Raw genomic sequence first — 22,550 nt, forward strand, 5'->3', positions numbered from 1 at the left:
CAGGTACAAATAAATTTTCAATATGAGAAGTGACGAGGTAAAAAAGGGGAATCAGAGAACACCACATAGATCATTGTTCCGAGCTACAGGACTAAAAGATGAAGATTTTGCAAAGCCATTTATCGGTGTAGCAAACTCATTTATAGAAATAATTCCAGGACATTTTTTTCTGAATAAAGTAGCTGAGATCATAAAAGATGAGATCAGGGCCAATGGATGTGTTCCATTCGAGTTTAATACAATCGGTGTCGATGATGGCATTGCTATGGGACATGATGGGATGCTGTTTTCACTACCAAGCAGAGAACTTATTGCAAGCTCAATAGAAACCGTGATGAATGCGCACAAACTTGACGCAATGATAGCGATACCCAACTGTGACAAGATAGTTCCGGGAATGATCATGGGTGCTCTTAGAGTGAATGTGCCAACAATTTTTGTGAGCGGTGGTCCAATGGCCAAAGGATATAAAAAAGATGGGACCCCAATTGATCTAGCCTCTGCTTTTGAAGCTGTCGGGAAACACGAAGCAGGAAAGATCAGTGATGAAGAACTTCTGGATATTGAATGTAATGCCTGCCCTAGCGGAGGTAGCTGTTCGGGCATGTTTACCGCAAATTCAATGAATACTTTAATGGAAGCTATGGGTATTGCGCTACCCGGAAACGGAACAATACTGGCCCAAACGAGTGAACGTGAGGCACTATACAGAAGTGCTGCGAAAAGAATTTGTGAAATAGCAAAGGACGAGGCTGCTGGTGAGCGCTTTAAGTTAAAAAACATTTTGAATGAAAATGCCGTCAGGAATGCTTTTGCTGTGGATATGGCAATGGGCGGAAGCTCAAACACGGTTTTACATATGCTGGCTATTGCTAATGAAGCAGATGTTAATTTTCAACTCAAAGACATCAATGAGATTTCTAAAAAAGTTGCTCATATCGCGAAGATATCACCTAGTTTATCAACCGTCCACATGGAAGACATTAATAAGGCTGGTGGTGTAAATGCAGTGATGAAGGAAATGACAAAAAGGGGTAATACAGTTTTATTGGACAATTTGACAATCAGCGGGGAAACATTACTGGAAAAAATTGCGAATGCAGAGATCAAAGATGAAAATATCATCCGAACTATTGACAATCCTTACAGTCCGGTAGGCGGATTAGCCATTCTTTATGGCAATCTTGCTGAGGAAGGTGCTGTTGTAAAAACAGCTGGCCTTACCGGCGCAAGGGTATTTACCGGTAAGGCTGTATGTTACGATGGACAAGATGAAGCTATTACAGGTATACTGATGAAAGAAGTAAAGGCGGGTGATGTCGTGGTAATTAGATATGAAGGTCCTAAGGGCGGACCAGGTATGCAGGAAATGTTAACTCCGACAAGTTTGATCATGGGCATGGGATTAGGAAGTTCGGTTGCACTGATTACAGATGGAAGATTTAGTGGAGCAACAAGAGGAGCCTCAATCGGCCACGTATCGCCAGAAGCAGCCGAGGGTGGCATGATTGGCTTACTTAAGAACGGTGACGAAATCCATATCGACGTTGATAATTACATCTTATCTGTTAATCTGGATGATGAGGAAATTGCCAGACGGAAAGCGACGTTTGTGCCTATTAAAAAACCATTACAATCAAAGTGGCTTGGTCAATATAGGGCTTTGGTTACCAATGCAAGCAACGGAGCTGTCTTGAAATCAGACTTATAATCTTGATTAATTAGAAGTCTCGGTCAAACTAGTTCTTCGTCAATTTTGGCGAAGAACTAAGCGGTCAGTATTAAATAGTTATTCTGATTAGCAAGTAGGTCGCTTAAAAAACTAGCGTACTGAGCCCAATGATATTAAAAATTATAGTTTTCACCAAATGTGGTGAAGAACCACTTTCTCCAGAATATTCATTTATGTTGGGATTTTAGATAAATGGGGTTGCCTGAGTTTGATTACTGATACTTATTCTTGAGATGTAATAGAGGTTATTGTTTTTGAGAGGATATGACTACTATAGGGTGTGTTAATGCTTTAGAAATGGCTAATTGCTAATAGGAAATGGTCAGATTTTTATGTCATTCAGCATTCCAAAATAAAATGGATTAATCTTATTGCAAAATGTATTACTTAGTGTTAAAGTGTCAAGTAGGAGGTAAGTGAAGGTTAAGTTTATCAATCATCATGACACCATGACTTTTTTTAATTGCGTCTTTCCTGAATGTGCATTTTGCATAATACAACGATAGGCGGGTTCTGCAACCATTAAGGTATGTGTTACTACTCCATCACTGTGTAAACTTAAAGGATGATAAGGAGATTCAAATTCCTCTAACTTTATTTCTAATACCAGTCCTGGTCCATCAAATTTTAGTGCGGTAATAAAAGGTATAGCATCCTTTATAGTTTTAAAGAATACCTCTTTTGTTCCTTTTCTTTATTTCGCTGATACCATTTTGTAAATCTGAGTTTTTAGTCTTCCCTTCGGGATTGTAAAACAATATTTATATGCAGTTTTTTTGCGTAAACATCTTGTTGTCGGGAAATTTGTTATAAGTTGCTTTTAAAATGGCATTGAACTTGTACCAAGGAGAAATGTTGCTAGATAAGGGTAGCAGGTAATGTCATGATCATGTTGTTGTTTGACCGCATTATTTAAATGTTTTTATATTCTATTAGGGAAAAGCTTATGGGTGGGAACCTACTTATGCATCTGTCAATTTGATGCATATGATAAACGGATTTTAAGAATAAGCTATCCATCTTTTATGAAACACAAACAATCTTTACTCTTTATTTTCTTGTTGCTCTGTAGCTCATCTTTTGCACAAAATAAAGATGCTATAGCCTCCGCAAAAGTGATCAATACGGTCAATGCCAAATCACATCTTTCATTTTTAGCCTCGGATGAATTGCGGGGTAGAGAGGCCGGTACAGCTGATGGTGATAAAGCCGCACAATATATAGCCGATTATTATAAAAAAATAGGGGTAAAAGGTGCTGTCAATGGCGCTTATATGCAGACAGTAACAGCCAAACGTGTGTTACTGAATGAATCTGTCAAAGTAGGTGGTATGTCTTTTAAACCGGTGGTGGATTTTTTTAATATGCCCGCATCGGTGTCTTTGTCCGGATATGATATAAAAGCTGATACCATCCTGTTTGCTGGTTTTGGAGTCATTGACGAAGGGTTGCAACCGTACAATGATTTTCAGGATCATGAGGTTACGGGCAAAGTGGTCATGCTCCTAGGGGCTGGACCTCGGGATGCAGCTTTTTCTTTTCAGCAAAAGATAGGCTACCTGTCTTTTCATAAAGCCAAAGCAGTGCTGCTAGTGGAACCTATTGTCGATCGTAAATCGGATGGGCTGATGCAACATCTTTCTGGCGATCAGATGTTGTTGGAAGGTTCGCAAGAGCTTGCCTCAATGGATAAGATGATCCAGGGCATGCCGGTTATTTATATCGGTCAAAAAGTGGCCGATGCTCTGTTAAATGCTGCCAAGACAGATCTGGTAACACTAAGAAAGAAATTGATGGATAGTAATAAGCCTTTTCCTTTTCTGTTTAAAACTAATTTTTCGGCTCAAGCTTCACGAGCATTGCAGACGGTAAACCCGGTAAATGTACTGGGCTATATTGCGGGCACGGATCCGGTATTGAAAGATGAGGTACTGCTGCTAAGTGCTCATTATGATCACCTGGGTATAAACCGTTATACGGTAGGCGATAGTATCAATAATGGTGCGGACGATAACGGATCGGGTACGAGCGGCATGTTACTGATAGCGGATGCTTTCATGGAGGCTATCAAAGCAGGAAAAGGCCCTAAGCGCAGTATCTTATTTATGGCTGCTACGGGTGAAGAAAAGGGATTGCTGGGTTCGTCCTGGTATGTCAACCATCCGGTGATGTCTCTGGATAAAACCATCGCCAACCTCAATGTGGATATGATCGGCCGTACGGATACGTTGCCACATCCGGATATAAATTATATCTATATTATCGGCGCTGACCGGCTGAGCAATGATCTGGATCGGGTTGTGAAACAAACAAATTCGGACTATACAAAGTTAGAATTGGATGAACGCTACAATGTACGTAATGACCCTTTCCAATTGTATTACCGCTCGGATCACTATAATTTTGCCAAGCAGGGCATACCTGTTACTTTTTACTTTGGCGGTTTTCATGGCGACTATCATAGACCTAGCGACGAATTTGATAAGATCGATTTTGAACTGCTCTGCAAAAGGGCACAATTGATTTTTTACACCGCCTGGGAACTGGCAAATGCACCTACTAGACCTATCGTGGATAAGAAGATCGACAAGTAATTATATTGGGTTAGAGCTGGTCGTCGTCATCGGATTGCTTATTGTTGATTTTCTTTTTAACAACCTTCTAATGCTGGTCTCAGCGATTTTAGGTATTGATTTTTGATCGCCTTTTAAATGAGACATCGCGGTAACAGCCGCTCGATCAGTAAGTATCGTCGTTCGGTGCTGCTCTGTATGTTTTTTTCGATGTATTGTTTAATAATTCGACACTTATAATCTCTCGTAATTTATTTTATAAATAGGTTATAAAACATTAAATCGGTTAATAAAAGTTTAGATTAAGAGGGTAACTCATTAAATCGTTGTACGATAGCAGATCCATACACTGAATGGAAAATCCTGACTCATACTTGTGACATTTGGATTATTCGGATCAGGAACAGATGAACCGCCAATGATAACATCTTTTACGGTGGGTTTATCATCTTCGGCAACGGTATCTTTTTGAAAAGTGATAGCATAGCCACTTTCCCAAGTGCTTGCAATGCCTTCTGCTAACATCGTTTTAAAGGTGGTAGTCATGTTGTTAATCTGTGTAATTTGATTGGTATGTAGATCAAAATGATCCATCATAAACTGTGCAAAGTCCGCTCGGATTTGTGCAATTAGTAATTGTTGTTCAGTAGAGCTTAGGTGTAGCAGTTCGTTTTGAAAGGCAGCAACTCCTGCATTGTTAAAAATCTTTTTCATTCATGTACTTCTATTAGTTTTATTATTAAAATTCGGGATTTTTGTACGTAATATGGAGTGAAAATCACCGGTTTTCCGAAAATGTACAAAAAGTGTACATGTTTTTAGGAAAATGTACAAAGAAAATTACTTAGTGTAATCGTGCGTATTAATATACTATAGGGAATATATTTTTCATTTTGAAAATTTTTGGTTAATATTACATCCGTTATTAGAATAATAATTGGTGTAATATTAACCTAACCATAACTGGATAAGATCTTTCTACTATGATGAATAAAACTTTGCAAAAGCATGTTTTTTATCTGATCGGAATTGTATTATTTGCTTTAATGATAAATCTCGGTAGTGCTTTTGATGATTTGATTAGCCGATTAAATAAACCTTTATTTCAACGGGTAGTGTTAGCGACTATGGTGCTGGTATATGCATATATCTTTCTGGTCCAACAGATATATGCTTACCTTTTTTTTAAATCATGTCGCTTTGTACAGCTAACGGGATTTCTAAAAGGTATTATATTTATAATTCTTTGTTTGGGAATAGTTCTTTCTATCCATTTGCTGCTTTTGGATATACTCTTAACGCAGCGCGACCAAGGAACATTCTTTACACTTGATTATTTTAAAAATGATTTTTTGTTATTTTTTATTCCGGTATTGTTTTATCTGATTTTCCTGTTTCTTAAACCTGACTTCGTGTTATTACTCAGATTTGCCGGGATAGGCGGTTTAACGATTCCGAATGAAGAGGAGCCACCGTCAGAAGATGATTTATCAACCGATGCTGAAATCAGCGAGATCGATCAAGAAGATCGGTATTTAGCATTATGGAAAGAAACCAGGATGAAGAAATTTTTATTTGAGTATTATTTTGAAAATTTTAAAAGACCTCTTAGAGGCGATATTCCGCTATGGAAAGTGGTTTTCTTTGAAAAGACAGCAACAGTTACGTTCGGTTATTTTGTAAACGGTGAAAAATGGGCGCTGCTTAATTTTGATGATACCATTTTAAATAATCCTTGGGTGATAAAGATCAATCAAAACAGTTATATCAACATGCTGTATGTTCTGGAGAAGCCTGACTATCGTGTTCTGTTAAAGGAAAATCAACAGATTGATGAGGTTCCTAAAAAGGCGAACCGTATTGAAGTTGTGGCTCTGTATGAACAGGTAAGAATGGGACTAGAGGTTGTTACTGACTCGCAAAAATTGGATTTATTACTCCAGATAAGTCGCCGGATGAAGGATAAAAATTATACTAATTTCTGGAAAGAGGCATATTTGCAACAACTGGATGAAAGTAAGCTGGAGGATCATATTGGAAGGATTTCATGACTGAGGTTTCTTTTCATCTAGTGTAACATCCGAATTGACGCATGTGCAGAAATCTGGGAACAACCTTATTGCAAAAATGAATCGGAGAGTTTTGTAGCTATCACTTATATTTGATGTTAATGATAAATTTTAAAATAGAGCATTTTTTTAAAACAGTAAACCTGCCAAAATTATTTTGTCTGTTAGCTTTGAATAAATTATTGACAACAAGGTTTTATCCTTCGTATTAACCTCAATAGATGAGAAGCTCTTGAGCAATCCTATTGAAGAAAGTTCTAACTACATAGTTTTTTTGTATCAGTTCTATTTGCTCCTTTTATCGAAACTTTAATATTTCAATCACTGATTTTTTCTGTCGCAAGAAAATTTAATCTTAAAGATTCTTTGATTATTTTTTTATCTACCATACTTTTTGCTTCTATACACTATTATAATCTTGCATATTTTTTAGTTATTGTTTTTTCAGGTTTTTTTACTCTTTTACTTTTTCACATATATCGAAGCGGGAAAATAATTTTGTCGCTTTCTCAGTAGATTTTTCTAGGTAATATAGATCCCTTTGCATTCAATTTAATGAAACCTCAAAATATTCTTTGATAAGAAATGGTAAATATCGAAGGTGGCATAAAATTTCCAGGATTAATTACGGCAATTTATGAAGCAATATGTGATGCTGTAAATTGGGTTAAAAACCAGTATTAGAATTTAATTTTTATAAGTGAGGAACTAATTTCTTATTTAGCATCCCATTAATTTTAATGAAATTGTGTATTTTAAAATTTATGATTCAAAAATATCTTCTTCTTTTATTTTATGTAATACTGTCAATGCCAGTTGTTGGTCAAATATTTTTTGTTGATAGTGCAGATCATACTCCGATTTCAGGGGTAAATATTTATACGAGGTATGGAAACTTAATTGGATTTAGCAATAAAGATGGTCAGTTTGATTTGTTAGATGGCATTCAAGTTGAAGATCAGGATTTATTAGGACTCGTCGCACAGCATATTTCTTATCAGACAAAGAATATCAATATCCCTTCTTTAAAGACAAAATTTAAGGTTCTACTTAATCCCCGTTCTACAAAACTTCAGGAAGTAATAATTAGTCCTAAAAATGCCGATGTAATTGTTTTAAAGGGTTATTTTAGATCTTTGGAAACTTTTAATAAGAAAAATAAGTATTTTATAGAGGGTCTTATGGAGTACTATATTCCTTCCAATGGACAAAAATCTCGTTTTCGGCTTCTCGATTATAGGGTATTTTGCGATTCGGTTATAGTGAGAGATTATGATGATAAAATGGGAAGCTTCTTTCTTGTTAGTCATATCGTGGAAATTCCTTTTAAGCATATTCTAAAAAACTCAAAGATATATTCAATAGAAAAGAAACAGCCCAACCTTTCATACATCATGAAAAATGAAAAACAAGCAGGGACTATATCTTATAATAAGGACAGTGGAAGTATGCAGATCTTTATTGATCAGGTTTTACCAGACACTATATTGAAGGATAAAATTTTTAGACTTGAAATCAATACAAAACAAAAAGTACAAGTCGAAAATTATTCATCGTTAGAAATCGAAAAAGCCAATCTATATCATCTTTTGAACATATATCAACATGAAGTTGCTACTATAAAACGTAAAGCTGAGTTTGGCCATTTGCCATATGAAATATTATCTGAATTTTATATTTTAGATCGAAATTTTATGTCCTCTGACAATTTTAAGAAAATGAAAAAACAATTGTCATCAAATAACTATAAATCACCAAATAAAAGTAAATATTCAAATGAATTTTGGAAAAATTTGGATCAATATGATATTCCACCTATTAACAACGGTTTGTTAAACCAACTGTATCAAAATCTTAAATTAGTACATTAATCAGTAGTGTTTATTATCTGAATGAAACTTTGATTTATACTTTTTATTTGCGTTTTATTGATCGATCAAACTTATTTTTAGTTAATCTAAAAATAAGTTTGATTTTTTTTATTCCAACAACAATATAATGATAAGCTAAACCAAATACGTTTTCTCCCATAATATCACTCGCTAGTGATGGAGGTAAAAGTTCATAGATACTTACACCAAAATACTCGGCAATTTTGTAGACCTGATCAACTTTTACTTTTGTTTCATTGCGCTCAATTTTTGAATATGCAGCTTGAGACATTTCTAGATGATAAGCAACTGCTTCTTGTGATATTTTTAGATTTTCTCTTTTCTGTCTAATAAAAGTTCCAATCTCTGCTTTTGACATAACTTACTCTTAATTTATTGCTCGACAAATTTAACAATATAACCTGAGGTTATAAAATTTATAAGTGTTAAAACTCTAGGTTGTGATTTATAACCTAGAGTTGTGGTTTAGTCTTTTGTATTTCAGGACTTTTATAAATATTTAAAACAGAAACCATGAAAGAAAAATTAAACAATAGCAATGTCATTGAGCTAAGCTTGGAAGAGAAAATAGAAATAAATGCGGGTAGTGAGCGAAAAGAAGATAAACTAAATAGCTGGTTTGAAAATTTTTGGAATATGTTGAAAGGTTGAATACTTAATTTATGATGAAATAAAAAATTTCTTGTATAGATTTTGGTCTAACAAATAATGCAACTAAAGCTCCTATTGAATAGGCTGTTATATGTAGATATTTATTGATTCTACTTTTCTTGATTTGAGTCAAAAGTATTAAAATCAATAATCCGCAAATCCAACCTTGCAACGCATTACTTATAAATGGGAACACAACGCTTCCCATTGGTTGCAAGGGGAAAAAGAGTGCTGAGAAACCATAAAGACCAAAACTTAAGCCAGATGCACCCATAGATGTGAAAAAGAAATCTTTTCTTTTTTGACAGCACTGGAGTAGATTAGGTAATGAAATTAATAATAAAAACAGTAAGGGCGTTAATAAATATGCAGTAAGGGTTCCATATTCTTGACTTGTCGTTCCGAACATGTCATATCCTAATCCATAAACAACAGTTGTGTTAAATAATAAATGCATCCAATTTCTATGAATAAATGCAGAGGTAAATAGAGTATGGATACGCTTACCTCTCATTATTTCGTAAGGATGTAAGATCAAGGCGTGAAAATAGGATTTGTTGTAAAAGCCAATGATACTGCTAATTAGTATAATGGGAACGACAATGTACGAGTATGGTGCCTCTTTAAAAGTTGGGAATACGTCGAAAAATTGCATCTACAATTAAAATTATTTTTATTTCAAGATAGTAAAAAAAAATAAAATACAACCTGTAGTTGTGGTGTGATAAGTTCTTATTTGACAAATTTGAGTAATTAATTGTCATTATGCGAAAAACTAATATTATCTATATTTTATTGCTTATAGCGATTGTTTGCACGCTTACTGCTTTACCATTTATACAAGTCCCGATTTCAATCTCTGCTCCTGGAGTGATTAGACCACAAACAGAAAATAGTAAAATCATCTCGCTTGTCAGTGGCCGTGTCGTCGAGAGCCGAATACTTGGGAACAATCAGAAAGTGATGGCTGGGGATACTTTATTTGTTATTGTTTCGAAAGATTTGCAAAATAAATTGGAACTAAATCAGCACCTAGGATCGGAGTATGCGCAACAGATCGCAGATTTGACGCTCCTATTATCCCGCAATTATAAGGGTCTGCAAAGTGGGTTGTATTACATGGAGCTCGTCTCCATGCAGCACAGGATGTCTGAGGTGCAATCGCAATTGACACTAGCAAAACGTGAATTGGATCGTAATGAACTTCTGTTTAATCAAGGAATAATAGCACAGGCTGAATTTGATAAAAGTAGGTATTCTTATGAGCAATTGGAAAATCAAGTTTCATCTATTGAAAAACAGCAGATGGCACAATGGAGTGCTAAGTTGATTGAATTGAAGCAAAAACATCAATCTACGTCTTCTGAGCGAAATGCTATTCAAATCGATGGTGAGAATTATATCGTCAGAGCGCCATTAACGGGTACAGTGATCAATCTAAAAGGTTTTCAAAAAGGTAGTCAAATTATACAGGGCCAAGATATCTTAGAAATCTCACCAGAAGATAACTTGGTAGCAGAATGTATGGTTCCGGCAAATGCTATTGGTTATATCAAAGATAAGCAAGTTGTCAAATTTCAGATGGATACTTATAATTATAATCAATGGGGTTTCTTAACGGGATCTGTTAAAGACATCGATTATAATCTGGTTTCCGATCAGAAAAATACTGCATTTTTTAAAGTGCGCTGCCAAATGGATGCTAATTTTCTGAGTTTGCCAAATGGTAACAAAGTCACAGTAGGTAAAGGAAATACTTTTAATGCCCGTTTTTATCTCGTAGACCGTACGCTATGGCAATTATTGTTCGATCGCGCAGATGATCTTTTTAATCCCAATTTGGGTAGTAAAGAGTCTTAGCATTTTTTGTTCGATTGTATCGACAGGAGTTGTGATTTGGTAAGGTCTAAAAACGGATAGTGGCTTCAGCTTACTTTATGGTCATAAACTCAAGAGCATAATGTCAACTACTCCAATTCACTAAATAATAATAACATACTAAATCAATTAAAGGGTGCCTATTAATAGTATTGGAATTCTTTACATATGATAAAATAGATTAAATAAAAATGAAGAAATCTCCTGTCCGTGTTAAGCAACATGATATTCGTGATTGCGGGGCTGCTTGTCTGGCGTCTGTTGCAAGTTACTATGGATTAGATATTCCAATTGCAAAAATAAGACAGCATTGTCATACAGATACCCGAGGCACGAATGTATTGGGTATGATCCAGGGATTACAAGAATTGGGATTTACAGCCAAGGGTGTGAAGGGCGCTATAGACGCTATCCCCCAGATTCCACTTCCTGCGATCGCACATGTTGTATTAAATAATCAGTTGCAGCACTATATCGTGATCTATAAAGTTCAGAAAAATCAGATCACCGTAATGGATCCTGGTCCAGGAAAAGTGCAACAATACAGTATGGAGGAGTTTCAGAAGATCTGGACAGGGGTATTAATCCTTTTAGAACCTAATGAGTATTTTAAACAGCGGAATGAAAAGACAGGCGTTTATAATCGATTCTGGAACTTGATTAAGCCTCATAAATCAATTGTACTGCAGGCTTTGGTAGGTGCTGTTATTTATACTTTACTTGGATTGTCATCTTCATTTTACATTCAGAAAATAACTGATTATGTATTAGTGGATGGTAATGTGCGTTTGCTTAATTTACTATCTGTAGCCATGTTGGTGATTTTATTAATTCAATTGATCATCGGCACGCTCAAAAGTGTCATGGTGCTACAAACTGGGCAACGTATAGACCGCTATTTAATCTTAGGCTATTATCAGCATTTGTTGAGTCTTCCACAGCGTTTTTTTGATACGATGAAAGTTGGTGAGATTATCTCTAGAGTCAATGATGCCGTCAAGATCCGTGCATTTATCAATGATGTGGCCATCCAGGCTGTTGTCAATGTTTTAATTGTGGTATTCTCATTTGCATTGATGTTTTCCTATTTCTGGAAACTGGCGCTGATTATTTTACTGGTGATACCATTTTATTTCTTTGTCTATTGGTTGACCAACAAATTAAATAAAAAAGTGGAGCGTCGGCTTATGGAGGAAGGAGCTGAACTGGAATCGCATCTGGTTGAATCGCTCAATTCTGTTAAGACGATCAAACAGTTTGGTATGGAGACGTATTTCAATAGTGGTACAGATCAGAAGTTTAGTCACTTGTTGAAAACAATTTATTCATCAGTTTTGAATGGTCTTTTCTCAGCGACATCAAGTGAGTTTCTTTCGCGCCTGTTTACCATTATCTTGCTATGGGCTGGATCCTATTATGTCATTGACCGAACGATCACGCCTGGAGAGCTACTATCTTTCTATGCATTGATCGGTTATTTAACGGGGCCTGTAAGCCAGTTGATAGGTATGAACAAAACATTACAAAATGCACTGATTGCTGCAGATCGTTTGTTTGAAATAATGGATCTTGAAAGAGAAGAAAATCAAGGGAAATTGGACTTACCAAGCAGTCAGGTTGGTGATATTGTTTTTGAGAACATCCGTTTTTCCTACGGCTCCCGGGTTGAGGTGTTCAAAGATTTTAGTTGCAGATTTGAAAAAGGTAAGATGACTGCCATTATAGGTGAAAGCGGAAGTGGTAAAACAACATTAGGAGCTCTTATACAGCAATTATATCCTGTCCAATCGGGTAAGATCCATATCGGTCAATACGATCTTCAGTATATCTCTAAACAATCCCTTCGCGAACGCATTGCTGTCGTGCCACAGCAGATAGATCTTTTCTCTGGAAATGTGATCGACAATATAGCCGTGGGAGAGCAGGTTCCTAATTTTCAACGGATGATGGAGGTTGTGAAACAATTGGATATGATGTCGTTCATTGAAAAGTTGCCTTCGGGTTTTGAAACTTATCTGGGAGAGAACGGCTCTATGCTTTCTGGTGGACAGCGGCAGCGTATCGCTATTGCACGGGCATTATACCGGGATCCTGACATCTTGATTCTGGATGAAGCGACTTCTGCTCTGGATACCCAAACGGAGCTGATCATACAGCGTGCATTTGACCGATTTCGGGATGCAGGAAAGACAATGCTAGTAATTGCTCACCGTTTGAGCACGATAGCTGGGGCTGATTCCATTATTGTGATGAAAGATGGACAAATTATAGAACAGGGAAGTCATGAGCAACTGCTATCGATGGAGTCTGCTTATAAAGAGATGTGGAAAAAACAATCTGTAGTGCTAGGATAATGAAATATATAATACTTACCACTCTTGTGTTCATTTTAGGAACACAAATGACGGTGGCTCAGAAGCAATGGTCTTTGGCAGATTGTGTAACCTATGCAACCGATCATAATTTGCCTATAAAACGCCAAGACATTTTGGTGGCTATCAAAAATCTTGATCAGGAAATGGCTCAACGAGATCGGTTACCTGCAGTAGGTGGGTATTTTAATGGATACAGTACATTTGGTCATTCTCAAGATGTCTTTGGGACGATTCGTCGCAACGATAACTTCAATAGCAATGTCGGTATCAATGCGGAGGTAACGCTTTACCAATACAACTACCTGCGCAATCAGGCTAAGAAGGCAACGTTGCAAGCGGAGCAGGAGGAGTTGGAAAAAGGAATTTTAAGAAGAGACTTAACACTTAAAGTAGTACAAAGCTATTTGGAGGTATTGCTTTCCCAAGCGCTAGTACATGCACAGGATTCTGCAATAAACTTTTCTTTGCAATTGCTTGATAAAGCGGAGAAAAGTACTGCAATCGGAGCAACTGCACCAGCGGTAGTTTTTGAGGCTAAGGCGAACTTAGCCCGGGAGAAACAGCAATTCCAACAATATCATAAAGAAGCGCAACAGGCAAAATTAGCTTTAGCTCAATATATGAATTTTACGGATTATCAAAGTTTGATCATATACGATCCACTTTTAGAAACTGAAATTTTTAAAACGGGTATAGATAAAAATCAATCGGATCTTATTCAAACCGCCTTTGATAACAATCCCATTCTTGCAAAACTTGAAAATCAGCTTCTCGGATTGGATGTAGAAACCAAGCTGATCAAGGCGACAGACTATCCCTTGGTTAAAGGTTCGGCGAGCTTAGGAACTACTTATTTTAATGCTTTTAAATCTCCTGGTGAACGTCCTGTATTTGTTCAGAGCAAAGATAATTTTGCTCAACAACTCGCTATAGCCGTCACAGTTCCCATTTTTAATAAAGGGAAAACGAAAAGACAATTGCAACAGATTACATTTCGTAAACAGGAAATCGAGTTATTAAGTGATTATGAAAAATTGCAGCAGGTACAAATTTTAGAAAAACTGAATCTCGACTGGATTGAAAGCAAACAGCAATATGATATTTCGACTGAAGCATTTGCCGCGACAAAGGAATCATTGGAATATTCCAGACTGAGTTTCATGGCCGGTAAAGCATCCATTTATGACATTAATACGAGTAAAAATAATTTAATTAAATCGGAGACCGATATGATTCGGGCTCGTTATAGCACTTTATTTAGTCTTTTGATGCTGCACTATCATGTGTCAGGAGATATTAAATTTTCTAATCATATACATTAAATCACAGTTTATGCAACTATTTAAATATATTGAACGGATCAACTTAATGGATCAACTGATCCGTCAAGGAAGAACAGGTACACAAACCGAATTTGCAAATCGTCTTGGACTTTCCGTCTCACGGCTTGCACGTATTATTGAGTATTTGAAAGGGATAGGTGCTCCGCTGGAATACGATCGATCACGAAATACCTATTATTATGAAGAAGAATATTCTATTCAAATCAAGGTTGATATTCAGCAGCTTAATTATCAACAGATCAGACATATTTCAGCAGGAACTTATTATTTTTCAAAAAATATTTCCAATGCTTTTTTTGAGCATTGAGCAACTGTAATTTAGTATTGTTGATCAACGAAGCAGTTATCCGAAAAGGCTTAGCAATAGAGTAGGAATAGTTTTTTATAAACAAAAATATGAATAAATTAGAATTAAAATCAATTGGTGTTCAAGAGTTGGATACTAATGAGATGGTAAATCTTGATGGTGGATTTGTCGGAGTAATTGCTGCATTTGTAGTTGGGGCTTGGCTTGCAGACTCATTATTTAATTATAATGAAACAGTTGATAATTTTAACGATGGTTATAACAGTGTAAGATAGTTAATTATGGAATTTGTTGAAGAAATTAAATTGGATGAAATGCTCCAAATTAACGGAGGATCTGAATTTTCTAATTGGACATGGAGACAATTAGGGAAAGGCTTAGGGTATTTAGTAAATGCTACAGAGCAGTTTTTTGATTCTCAATCAAGCGGTGTAGATAATATAGGTGGTCCTACAGCAAATCATGGCTAATCCTGATTTAAATATAGATTGTGATATTTATTAAGTATCACAATCTATGTGATTTTGATAAAATTAATTTGAATTTATGAATAAAAAGATTTATTATTTGTTAGCAGCGGTAATAGGAATATTAATTTATTTTATTATTACTTATTTATTTCAGTTTTTTAAATAGAATTTACTCATAAGAAGTGCAGGATAGATTTAGATATAATTGGTTTTCGTATCTCATATTCAATTTTGACATGATAAGTTAGATGTCTAAGCTTAAGTTAGTTCTTTGATTGCCTTATTAATTGGTGGTTAACTTTAATTTTTTTAGGTAATTTAACTTTTTAATTCAATGATCTTGATAATTCAAATGCCTCAAAAAAGAATTTTAAATTTTTAATTCTATTTTTCTCTATTCTGTTTATATATTCAGCTACTGAAGCCTTCCTATTTCAAGATATAATAGCTCATAATGACAAAGTGTAATCGAATCAAATTACTTTTTTATGTGTAAAAAGATATATTATAGCAGCACTAACAGGAATATTAATTTACTTGATTATTATCTACCTTTTCCAATTTTTTAAATAATCATTTATGAACACCTGTCAAATTTTAGTATTTTACAATAGACATCAAAAATCAATCTTTTGGTCCGTTTTCTTGATACATAATTTATAAAATGAGATATGGACTAGGGGAAATCAGGTATCAGCTATTAAGTCCGATCCAATAGGTTTTACTGAGTAAAAAGAATACTAAATAAGTCTTTCTGAAGGTTCGTCGAAAACTTAATTTGAGATATTCTTTTTATATTGTTGTAACAATTTTTTTATTCAATCGACTAATCGATTATTATCAGTTAACTTATTTATGAATTTATCTATAACAAACCTCAGTAAAATCTATCCGAATGGTGTAAAAGCCTTAGATGATGTCACTCTTGAAATTAAACCAGGTATGTTTGGTCTCTTAGGGCCAAATGGAGCTGGTAAATCTTCTTTAATGCGAACTATCGCGACACTTCAAAGACCGGATAGTGGTACAATTACTTTTGACCAGATTGATGTGCTGAAAAATCAGATGGACTTAAGGAAAGTACTGGGCTACCTCCCTCAAGAATTTGGAGTCTATCCCAAACTTTCGGCTGTAGATCTATTACAATATTTTGCTCGTCTTAAGGGTATTTCTTCAGGTGCTGATCGCCAAAAAATCATCAACCGTGTTCTTGAAGTGACCAATCTGTGGGATGTACGCCATAAAAGTGTCAGTGGATATTCTGGTGGGATGAAACAGCGATTTGGTATTGCTCAACTGCTATTGAACGATCCCAAATTGATTATTGTGGATGAACCTACTGCCGGACTTGATCCTGCAGAAAGACACCGTTTTCTCAATGTACTGCGCGAGATCGGCACGGATCATACGGTTATATTTTCTACGCATATCGTAGATGATGTACGTGAACTGTGTCATGAAATGGCCATCCTAAATGGAGGTAAGATCTTATTAAGGGGGACTCCGAAAGAAACAATAGATGAACTGTCCGGGAAGATTTGGGTACGTATCATCACCCGGGAACAACTGGATGAGTACACCCAAAAATATAATGTGATATCGACCAACTATAATCAGGATAATACCTTAAATATTCGCGTGTATAGCGATCTATGTCCTGATGAATCTTTTGTTCCTGCTGATGGACAACTGGAAGATGTTTATTTTGTCGCCCTTAAAAAAGATCAACACCATGTTTAGCACTATTTTTAAATTTGAGTTCACCCGCTGGTTTAAGAATAGTACCATCTATATCTACATGTTGCTGTTCTTTGTGCTAGCACTGTTCATCATGCTGTCTGCACTTGGTATCTTTGATGGTATTACCGCGACAACATCTTCCAATACAATCATGAACTCACCTCTGGCGATCAGCGAAATGATTAATGGGATGTCTAATCTAATTTATTTTCTGATCCCAACCATTGTGGGGGCTTCTGTCTATCGGGACTTTCAATACAATGTGCATAGCATTCTTTTTAGCTATCCCTTTACCAAGACTGATTATTTACTGGGTAAGTTTTTCGGTTCACTTTCAGTAGTCTTAATCATCGTATTGACTTCTACACTAGGGATTATAGTTGCGCAGTATGTTCCCGGTATTAACCAAAGTTTATTGGGGCCGGTACATGTATTTGCCTATTTTCAGACCTATCTTATTCAGGTCATCCCCAACCTGATAATTTTCAGTTCCATTATTTTTGTATTGGTGACACTGACTAGAAATGTATATGTGGGTTTTGTTGCAGTATTGATTTTACTCCTGCTGCAAGCGGTGGTTCACAGTACTACAGCTGATATGGATAACCGTTACCTCGGTGCATTGATCGATCCATTTGGGGATAGTGCCATTTCCTACTATACACAATACTGGTCTCCAGCAGAAAAAGATATCAGAAATCTTCCTTTTACTGGAGCGGTGATCTATAACCGATTGATATGGCTAGCCGTATCTTCACTTTTTATTGGTGGTTTTTACTTGTTCTTTTCGTTTTCTCAACAAGCTTTTACATTTAAAACGAGTAAAATTGGTAAACGCGTGACTAAAAATAATTTTGAAAGTATTTTTAGAATGGATCTTCCGGTGGTGAAATATAATTTTTCAGCTTTTCACTATTTTAAAACTTCATGGGCATTGGCGAGATACAACTTCAGTTACATTGTCAAAAATCCTATATTTATGATTTTGACATTGGTAGGGATCCTCTTTGTTATCTTAATGGCAAGTACCATCGGTTCTATTTCGGGAACGTCGACTTATCCTGTTACTTGGAAAATGCTGATGATACCTGGTTCCACATTTAAGTTTTTTCTGTTGATATTGACTTTCCTGTTTACAGGTTTGCTGGTTCATCGGGGGAGCATTACCCGTATGGGGGGATTGATTGAGGCGAGTCCGGTCCCGAACTGGGTTTTACTTTTATCAACTTTAATTGCTATTGTCAAAATGCAACTGGCCTTGTTACTGGTTGTTATCGTGACTTGTATGGCCTTTCAGGTATATCATGGGTATTATACTTTTGAGATCGGACAATATGTGATGAACCTCATGGTGTATGGCATGCTCTCCAATATAGCTTGGATCTTTGTCTCTGTGTTTGTCCATACTTTGTTCAAAAATTATTTGACGGGTTTTTTTGTGCTCTTGCTCTTGTTTATCGCATTGCCCTTTCTTTCGGCAATGGGAGTGGAACAGAATATTTACAAATTTAACCAGGGACCTGGGCTTGATTATTCGGATATGGATGGCTTCGGGTATGTGTTGCCGTTCTTGACCTATAGGGTATATTGGCTTTTATTTTCGGTTTTCTTCTTGACCATTTCGTTGTTACTATGGCGAAGAGGTCTGTTCTCAGGAATTAAGGAAAGATGGCTGATTCTTAAAAGTAATTTAAATCCCACTATTGTCGCGATAATCACGATCAGTCTTGTCGGATTTATCGCTATGGGAGCTGGTATATATTATGAAAATAATATTAAAAAACCTTATTACACCAGTTTAGATCATGAAAAACAGGCTGTTGAATGGGAAAAGAAATACAAAAAATATCAATACCGGCCACAGCCTAGGGTTGTGGATGTTAAATTCAATATGGATATCTACCCGAAAGAGCGAAGCTTTAAGGCACAGGTAGCTTATGTATTGAAAAATAAGACCGGGGTAGCCATTGATTCGATTTTTGTCAATTATAATGATTACGATTACAAGTTCTCGTTTAGTGTGCCCAATACATTAGTTTCGGAAGATGATAAGTACAATTTTAACATTTATAAATTACAACAGCCACTTGCTCCAGGTGATTCCATTACTTTGAATTTCAGTACCCAAAGTCCGCGCAATACTTGGGTGAATGAACGATCTCCAGTCAAAGGCAATGGTACTTTTATCAACAATATGCAATTCCCAAATATTGGATATTTGGATAGGGGAGAATTGGTGGAGAACGATATCCGAAAGAAATACGGACTGCCACATCGAAATCGGATGGCAAAACCAACAGATCAGAAAGCGTTGCAAAACAATTATATTTCGAATGATGCCGATTGGATTCGTTTTGAGGCTATCGTGAGTACGGATTTGGATCAGTTGGCCATAGCACCAGGTTACTTGACTAAGGAATGGGAAAAGGGTGGTCGTAAATATTACCACTACAAGATGGATACGGAGATTCTCAATTTCTACGCCTTTAATTCTGCGCGATATGAAGTGAAGAAAGACAACTGGAATGGCGTGAATCTGGAAGTATATTATCATAAAGGACATACGTTCAATCTGGACCGCATGATGGCATCCAGTAAGGCATCTCTGGCTTATTATAGCCAAGAATACAGTGCTTATCCGCACCGTCAGTTGCGTATTGTCGAATTTCCGCGTACCGATGGAACTTTTGCTCAATCATTTGCCAATACCATTCCTTTTTCAGAAGCTATCGGGTTTATCGCTGATGTAAAGGAGAAAAATGAAGATGCGGTGGATTATCCTTATGCGGTAACCGCACATGAGATTGCACATCAATGGTGGGCTCATCAAGTCGTAGGTGCGAATGTACAGGGAGCTACATTGCTATCGGAAAGCATGTCGGAGTATTCTTCGTTGAAAGTGTTGGAAAAACGTTATGGTAAGGGGCAGATGCGCAAATTTCTAAAAGATGCATTGGACGGGTATCTAACAGGACGAAGCGCTGAGAAATTGGGCGAGAGGCCGCTCATGTTCAATGAAAATCAAATGTATATCCACTACCAGAAAGGTTCCTTGGTGCTGTATGCTTTAAGTGATTATCTGGGTGAGGATGTTTTCAATAAGACTGCTAAAACCTATCTGGAACATACGGCTTTTCAAAATCCACCCTATACAACATCATTGGAGTTTGTGGAGCACTTTAAACAAGCGACACCCGATTCATTGCAGTATCTGATTAAGGATATGTTTGAGACCATCACTTTATATAATAATAAGGTTGAAAAAGTTACTTCTAAAAAAATGAAAAATGGTAAGTATCAGGTCGATATTGAATTTGAGGTTGCCAAATATCGTGTGGATGAAAATGGGACGAAAAGTTATCATGATAAAGGCAACAACCCCATTTCATTTAAGAAATCGGATAAAGAAACTGTGGAGTCATTGCCCTTAAGGGATTACATTGAGATCGGTGTGTTTGCAAAAACAAACAAGAAAGGTGGACGTTCAACACAGGAATTGTATCTGAAAAAACATAGGATCGATCAGATCAATAATAAAATAACACTTGTGGTCGACGAGTTGCCTCTTCAGGTTGGAATCGATCCGTATAATAAGTTGATTGATATGGATTCGGATGATAACCGGAAGGATATCTGATCAACAAAAAATAACAAGGATTACAATCAGCACATGAGCTTGCAATAGATTTTAATCTGAAAAGAACTGTTTACTGTTTAATTATTATATATGTGCAGTAAAGCCACGTTGAGAGATGTGGCTTTACTTATTTGTGATCATATAGCTCCGTGTTATTTCTCATGAGTTATGATAACATGAGTTTTTCCAAAATGTAAATACCCATAATATTGCCAACACATATTGTTAAGAATATAATCTTTGGTAAAGAACATGGAAAGGTCAAGACTTCAGGTATGCTGGAAAGGAAAGATCAGACATATTTCGGCAGAACAATGTTAACTTTCAGAAAATATCGCCAATGCTTTTTTTGAGCATTGAGCAATTGTAATTTAGTATTGCCAATCAACAAAGCAGTTAGCCAACCATCTAGCACAAAGAGAGGATAGTTTCGACCCCCAGGAAAACAATAATTACGAAAATAACCTTAGAAATAGAGTATGAATAATTTTTTTATAAAGATAAAAATGAATAACTTAGAATTAAAATCAATCGATGTTCAAGAATTGGATACTTATGAGATCACTCAAATTGATGGTCGAATTCTCTGAATAATCGCTTTATTTATGTCAATTTAAATTTATGAATAAAAAGATTTATTATTTGCTAGCAGCAATAGTAGGAATATTAATTTATTTTATCATTACTTACGTATTTCAGTTCGTTCAATAGCATTAACTTTCTAAGGAGTAAAAGATGAAATGGGATGTAGTTGATTGCAAAATAAATAATAGGACACATTTATGGGATTAAATAATATTTTACAGCTATACGTAAAGAATAAAAGATTCATTATAATAGCAACAATTTCAGTATTTGCAATTTATAAAATTGGGTATTACTGTGGTGGACTTTTATTTAAACTTCTATAAATGAAATTACGTTATTGAGTAAGTATATGGAACAAAATTTATTAGAAAATTATATAAAGGAGATTCGAACTATTGATCTAGCCAAGGCAAATATTTTTTCTCTGCTCTTATTCATACCCATCATTTTAGTATATGGTCTTCCCTTTTATTTGATATGGGGTGAACTGGATTTTATTGGATTATTTGTGGAGAGCTTTAAAGAAAACCCGCTCTTTTCAATAGCTATTGTAATCGTTCTACTTGCCGGTATAGTTGTACATGAATTAATTCACGGAGCTACTTTTGCCCTTTTCGCTAAGCATGGTTTTAAATCCATAAAGTTTGGAATCTTATTAAAGATGTTAACTCCCTATTGCCATTGTAAAGAACCTTTAAGAGTTAAAGAATATATAGTAGGAGCTATTATGCCAGCCATTATTTTAGGATTATTGCCAGGCATTATTGCAATTTTTATAGGTAATGTGTTCTTGTTAATATTTGCTATATTTTTTACGGGAGCCGCAGCTGGTGATTTTATGATCATCAACCTGATATGGAAAGAAGATAAAGATACGATGGTCTTAGATCATCCATCAGAGGCAGGCTGTTTTATTTTCAAAAAAATATAATCAACACCTCACCCTACGCTTGTCAGAATTTATAAGAATGCGCCAGAACAAACACTTCCAATAGCTGTAGTAATAAAAAAATGTATATCGAAAAAGGATACATGATATACTTTTTCTTGATAAGCTTCTGCGCCATTTAAATTACTTTATTAATTCCTCTAAAACTTTTCAAATAATATTTCCAAAATAGACTAGTGATTGTTCTTGCTACAAAAACCTACTAGCATATACCTGGGAACAAAAAATTAGGATTCGGACTGATAAAAATTAGAAAGAGCTTTCTACCATCTTTTTTTAGGGGAAGGTTATTCCTATATATAATCAGTCCGGTGTTCCAATGTTACATCGGAATGCAGTGGGGCTT

At 35.8% G+C, this 22,550-nt stretch carries 17 protein-coding genes and 1 pseudogene; 15 read left to right on the forward strand and 3 right to left on the reverse strand.

What is annotated here, in order from left to right; genetic code table 11:
* Window positions 1-22: 22 nt before the first annotated feature.
* Window positions 23-1,711 carry a dihydroxy-acid dehydratase gene (ilvD, locus tag HCX49_RS12770; protein ID WP_168127294.1) on the forward strand — a complete coding sequence of 563 codons (1,689 nt, stop codon included), beginning with the start codon at window positions 23-25 and terminating at the stop codon, window positions 1,709-1,711.
* Between the two features lie 1,046 nt (window positions 1,712-2,757).
* Complete coding sequence (locus HCX49_RS12775) at window positions 2,758-4,326, forward strand: M28 family peptidase (RefSeq protein WP_168127295.1); 1,569 nt, start codon at window positions 2,758-2,760, stop codon at window positions 4,324-4,326.
* Between the two features lie 297 nt (window positions 4,327-4,623).
* On the opposite strand, the gene HCX49_RS12780 is transcribed toward HCX49_RS12775, so the two are convergent.
* Window positions 4,624-5,019 carry a hypothetical protein gene (locus tag HCX49_RS12780; RefSeq protein ID WP_021191283.1) on the reverse strand — a complete coding sequence of 132 codons (396 nt, stop codon included), beginning with the start codon at window positions 5,017-5,019 and terminating at the stop codon, window positions 4,624-4,626.
* A 269-nt stretch (window positions 5,020-5,288) separates the two neighbouring features.
* Between HCX49_RS12780 and HCX49_RS12785 the strand changes: the two genes are divergently transcribed.
* The 3 genes and pseudogenes from HCX49_RS12785 (at window position 5,289) to HCX49_RS12795 (ending at window position 8,245) form a co-directional block, all read left to right on the forward strand.
* On the forward strand, window positions 5,289-6,356 hold the full coding sequence (locus tag HCX49_RS12785; RefSeq protein WP_168127296.1) for a hypothetical protein: 1,068 nt from the start codon (window positions 5,289-5,291) through the stop codon (window positions 6,354-6,356).
* Window positions 6,357-6,653: 297 nt separating this feature from the next.
* Window positions 6,654-6,890: pseudogene (locus HCX49_RS25830) on the forward strand (type II CAAX prenyl endopeptidase Rce1 family protein); the annotation flags it as partial.
* A 248-nt stretch (window positions 6,891-7,138) separates the two neighbouring features.
* Window positions 7,139-8,245 (forward strand): carboxypeptidase-like regulatory domain-containing protein, encoded by a 1,107-nt coding sequence (locus tag HCX49_RS12795; protein WP_168127297.1) that lies wholly within the window; start codon window positions 7,139-7,141, stop codon window positions 8,243-8,245.
* Between the two features lie 43 nt (window positions 8,246-8,288).
* Here HCX49_RS12795 and HCX49_RS12800 read toward each other — a convergent pair whose 3' ends face one another.
* Window positions 8,289-8,624: a helix-turn-helix domain-containing protein gene (locus HCX49_RS12800; RefSeq protein ID WP_168127298.1), complete on the reverse strand. Its 336-nt coding sequence runs from the start codon at window positions 8,622-8,624 to the stop codon at window positions 8,289-8,291.
* Window positions 8,625-8,779: 155 nt separating this feature from the next.
* On the opposite strand from HCX49_RS12800, the gene HCX49_RS12805 reads away from it, so the two are divergent.
* Entirely contained in the window at window positions 8,780-8,917 is a 138-nt protein-coding gene (locus HCX49_RS12805) for a hypothetical protein (RefSeq protein ID WP_021191288.1), read from the forward strand.
* 4 nt (window positions 8,918-8,921) lie between these two features.
* Here the strand turns inward: HCX49_RS12805 and HCX49_RS12810 are convergent, their stop codons facing one another.
* Window positions 8,922-9,431 carry a rhomboid family intramembrane serine protease gene (locus HCX49_RS12810; RefSeq protein ID WP_237682792.1) on the reverse strand — a complete coding sequence of 170 codons (510 nt, stop codon included), beginning with the start codon at window positions 9,429-9,431 and terminating at the stop codon, window positions 8,922-8,924.
* A 251-nt stretch (window positions 9,432-9,682) separates the two neighbouring features.
* Between HCX49_RS12810 and HCX49_RS12815 the strand changes: the two genes are divergently transcribed.
* From HCX49_RS12815 to HCX49_RS12855, 9 genes are all read left to right on the forward strand, one after another.
* On the forward strand, window positions 9,683-10,777 hold the full coding sequence (locus HCX49_RS12815) for an HlyD family secretion protein (protein WP_021191290.1): 1,095 nt from the start codon (window positions 9,683-9,685) through the stop codon (window positions 10,775-10,777).
* A gap of 209 nt (window positions 10,778-10,986) precedes the next feature.
* Window positions 10,987-13,149 carry a peptidase domain-containing ABC transporter gene (locus HCX49_RS12820; protein ID WP_168127300.1) on the forward strand — a complete coding sequence of 721 codons (2,163 nt, stop codon included), beginning with the start codon at window positions 10,987-10,989 and terminating at the stop codon, window positions 13,147-13,149.
* Window positions 13,149-14,492, forward strand: coding sequence for a TolC family protein (locus HCX49_RS12825; protein WP_168127301.1), 1,344 nt, complete (start codon window positions 13,149-13,151; stop codon window positions 14,490-14,492). Before HCX49_RS12820 ends, HCX49_RS12825 begins: the two co-directional genes overlap by 1 nt.
* A gap of 10 nt (window positions 14,493-14,502) precedes the next feature.
* Entirely contained in the window at window positions 14,503-14,820 is a 318-nt protein-coding gene (locus tag HCX49_RS12830; protein WP_156169493.1) for a hypothetical protein, read from the forward strand.
* Window positions 14,821-14,909: 89 nt separating this feature from the next.
* Entirely contained in the window at window positions 14,910-15,095 is a 186-nt protein-coding gene (locus tag HCX49_RS12835) for a hypothetical protein (protein WP_168127302.1), read from the forward strand.
* Between the two features lie 6 nt (window positions 15,096-15,101).
* Window positions 15,102-15,290, forward strand: a complete 189-nt coding sequence (locus tag HCX49_RS12840) for a hypothetical protein (RefSeq protein WP_168127303.1) — start codon at window positions 15,102-15,104, stop codon at window positions 15,288-15,290.
* Between the two features lie 855 nt (window positions 15,291-16,145).
* Window positions 16,146-17,030 (forward strand): ABC transporter ATP-binding protein, encoded by an 885-nt coding sequence (locus HCX49_RS12845; RefSeq protein ID WP_021188235.1) that lies wholly within the window; start codon window positions 16,146-16,148, stop codon window positions 17,028-17,030.
* Window positions 17,023-20,667: a M1 family aminopeptidase gene (locus HCX49_RS12850; protein ID WP_168127304.1), complete on the forward strand. Its 3,645-nt coding sequence runs from the start codon at window positions 17,023-17,025 to the stop codon at window positions 20,665-20,667. The genes HCX49_RS12845 and HCX49_RS12850 overlap by 8 nt, the downstream gene beginning before the upstream one ends.
* 937 nt (window positions 20,668-21,604) lie before the next feature.
* The gene (locus HCX49_RS12855; RefSeq protein ID WP_021188237.1) at window positions 21,605-22,186 is read left to right on the forward strand and encodes a DUF3267 domain-containing protein; all 582 of its coding nucleotides are present in this window, start codon (window positions 21,605-21,607) and stop codon (window positions 22,184-22,186) included.
* Window positions 22,187-22,550 lie beyond the last annotated feature (364 nt).

Origin of the sequence: Sphingobacterium sp. B16(2022) (assembly GCF_012030425.1) — a bacterium.
Classification (GTDB): Bacteria; Bacteroidota; Bacteroidia; order Sphingobacteriales; family Sphingobacteriaceae; genus Sphingobacterium; species Sphingobacterium anhuiense.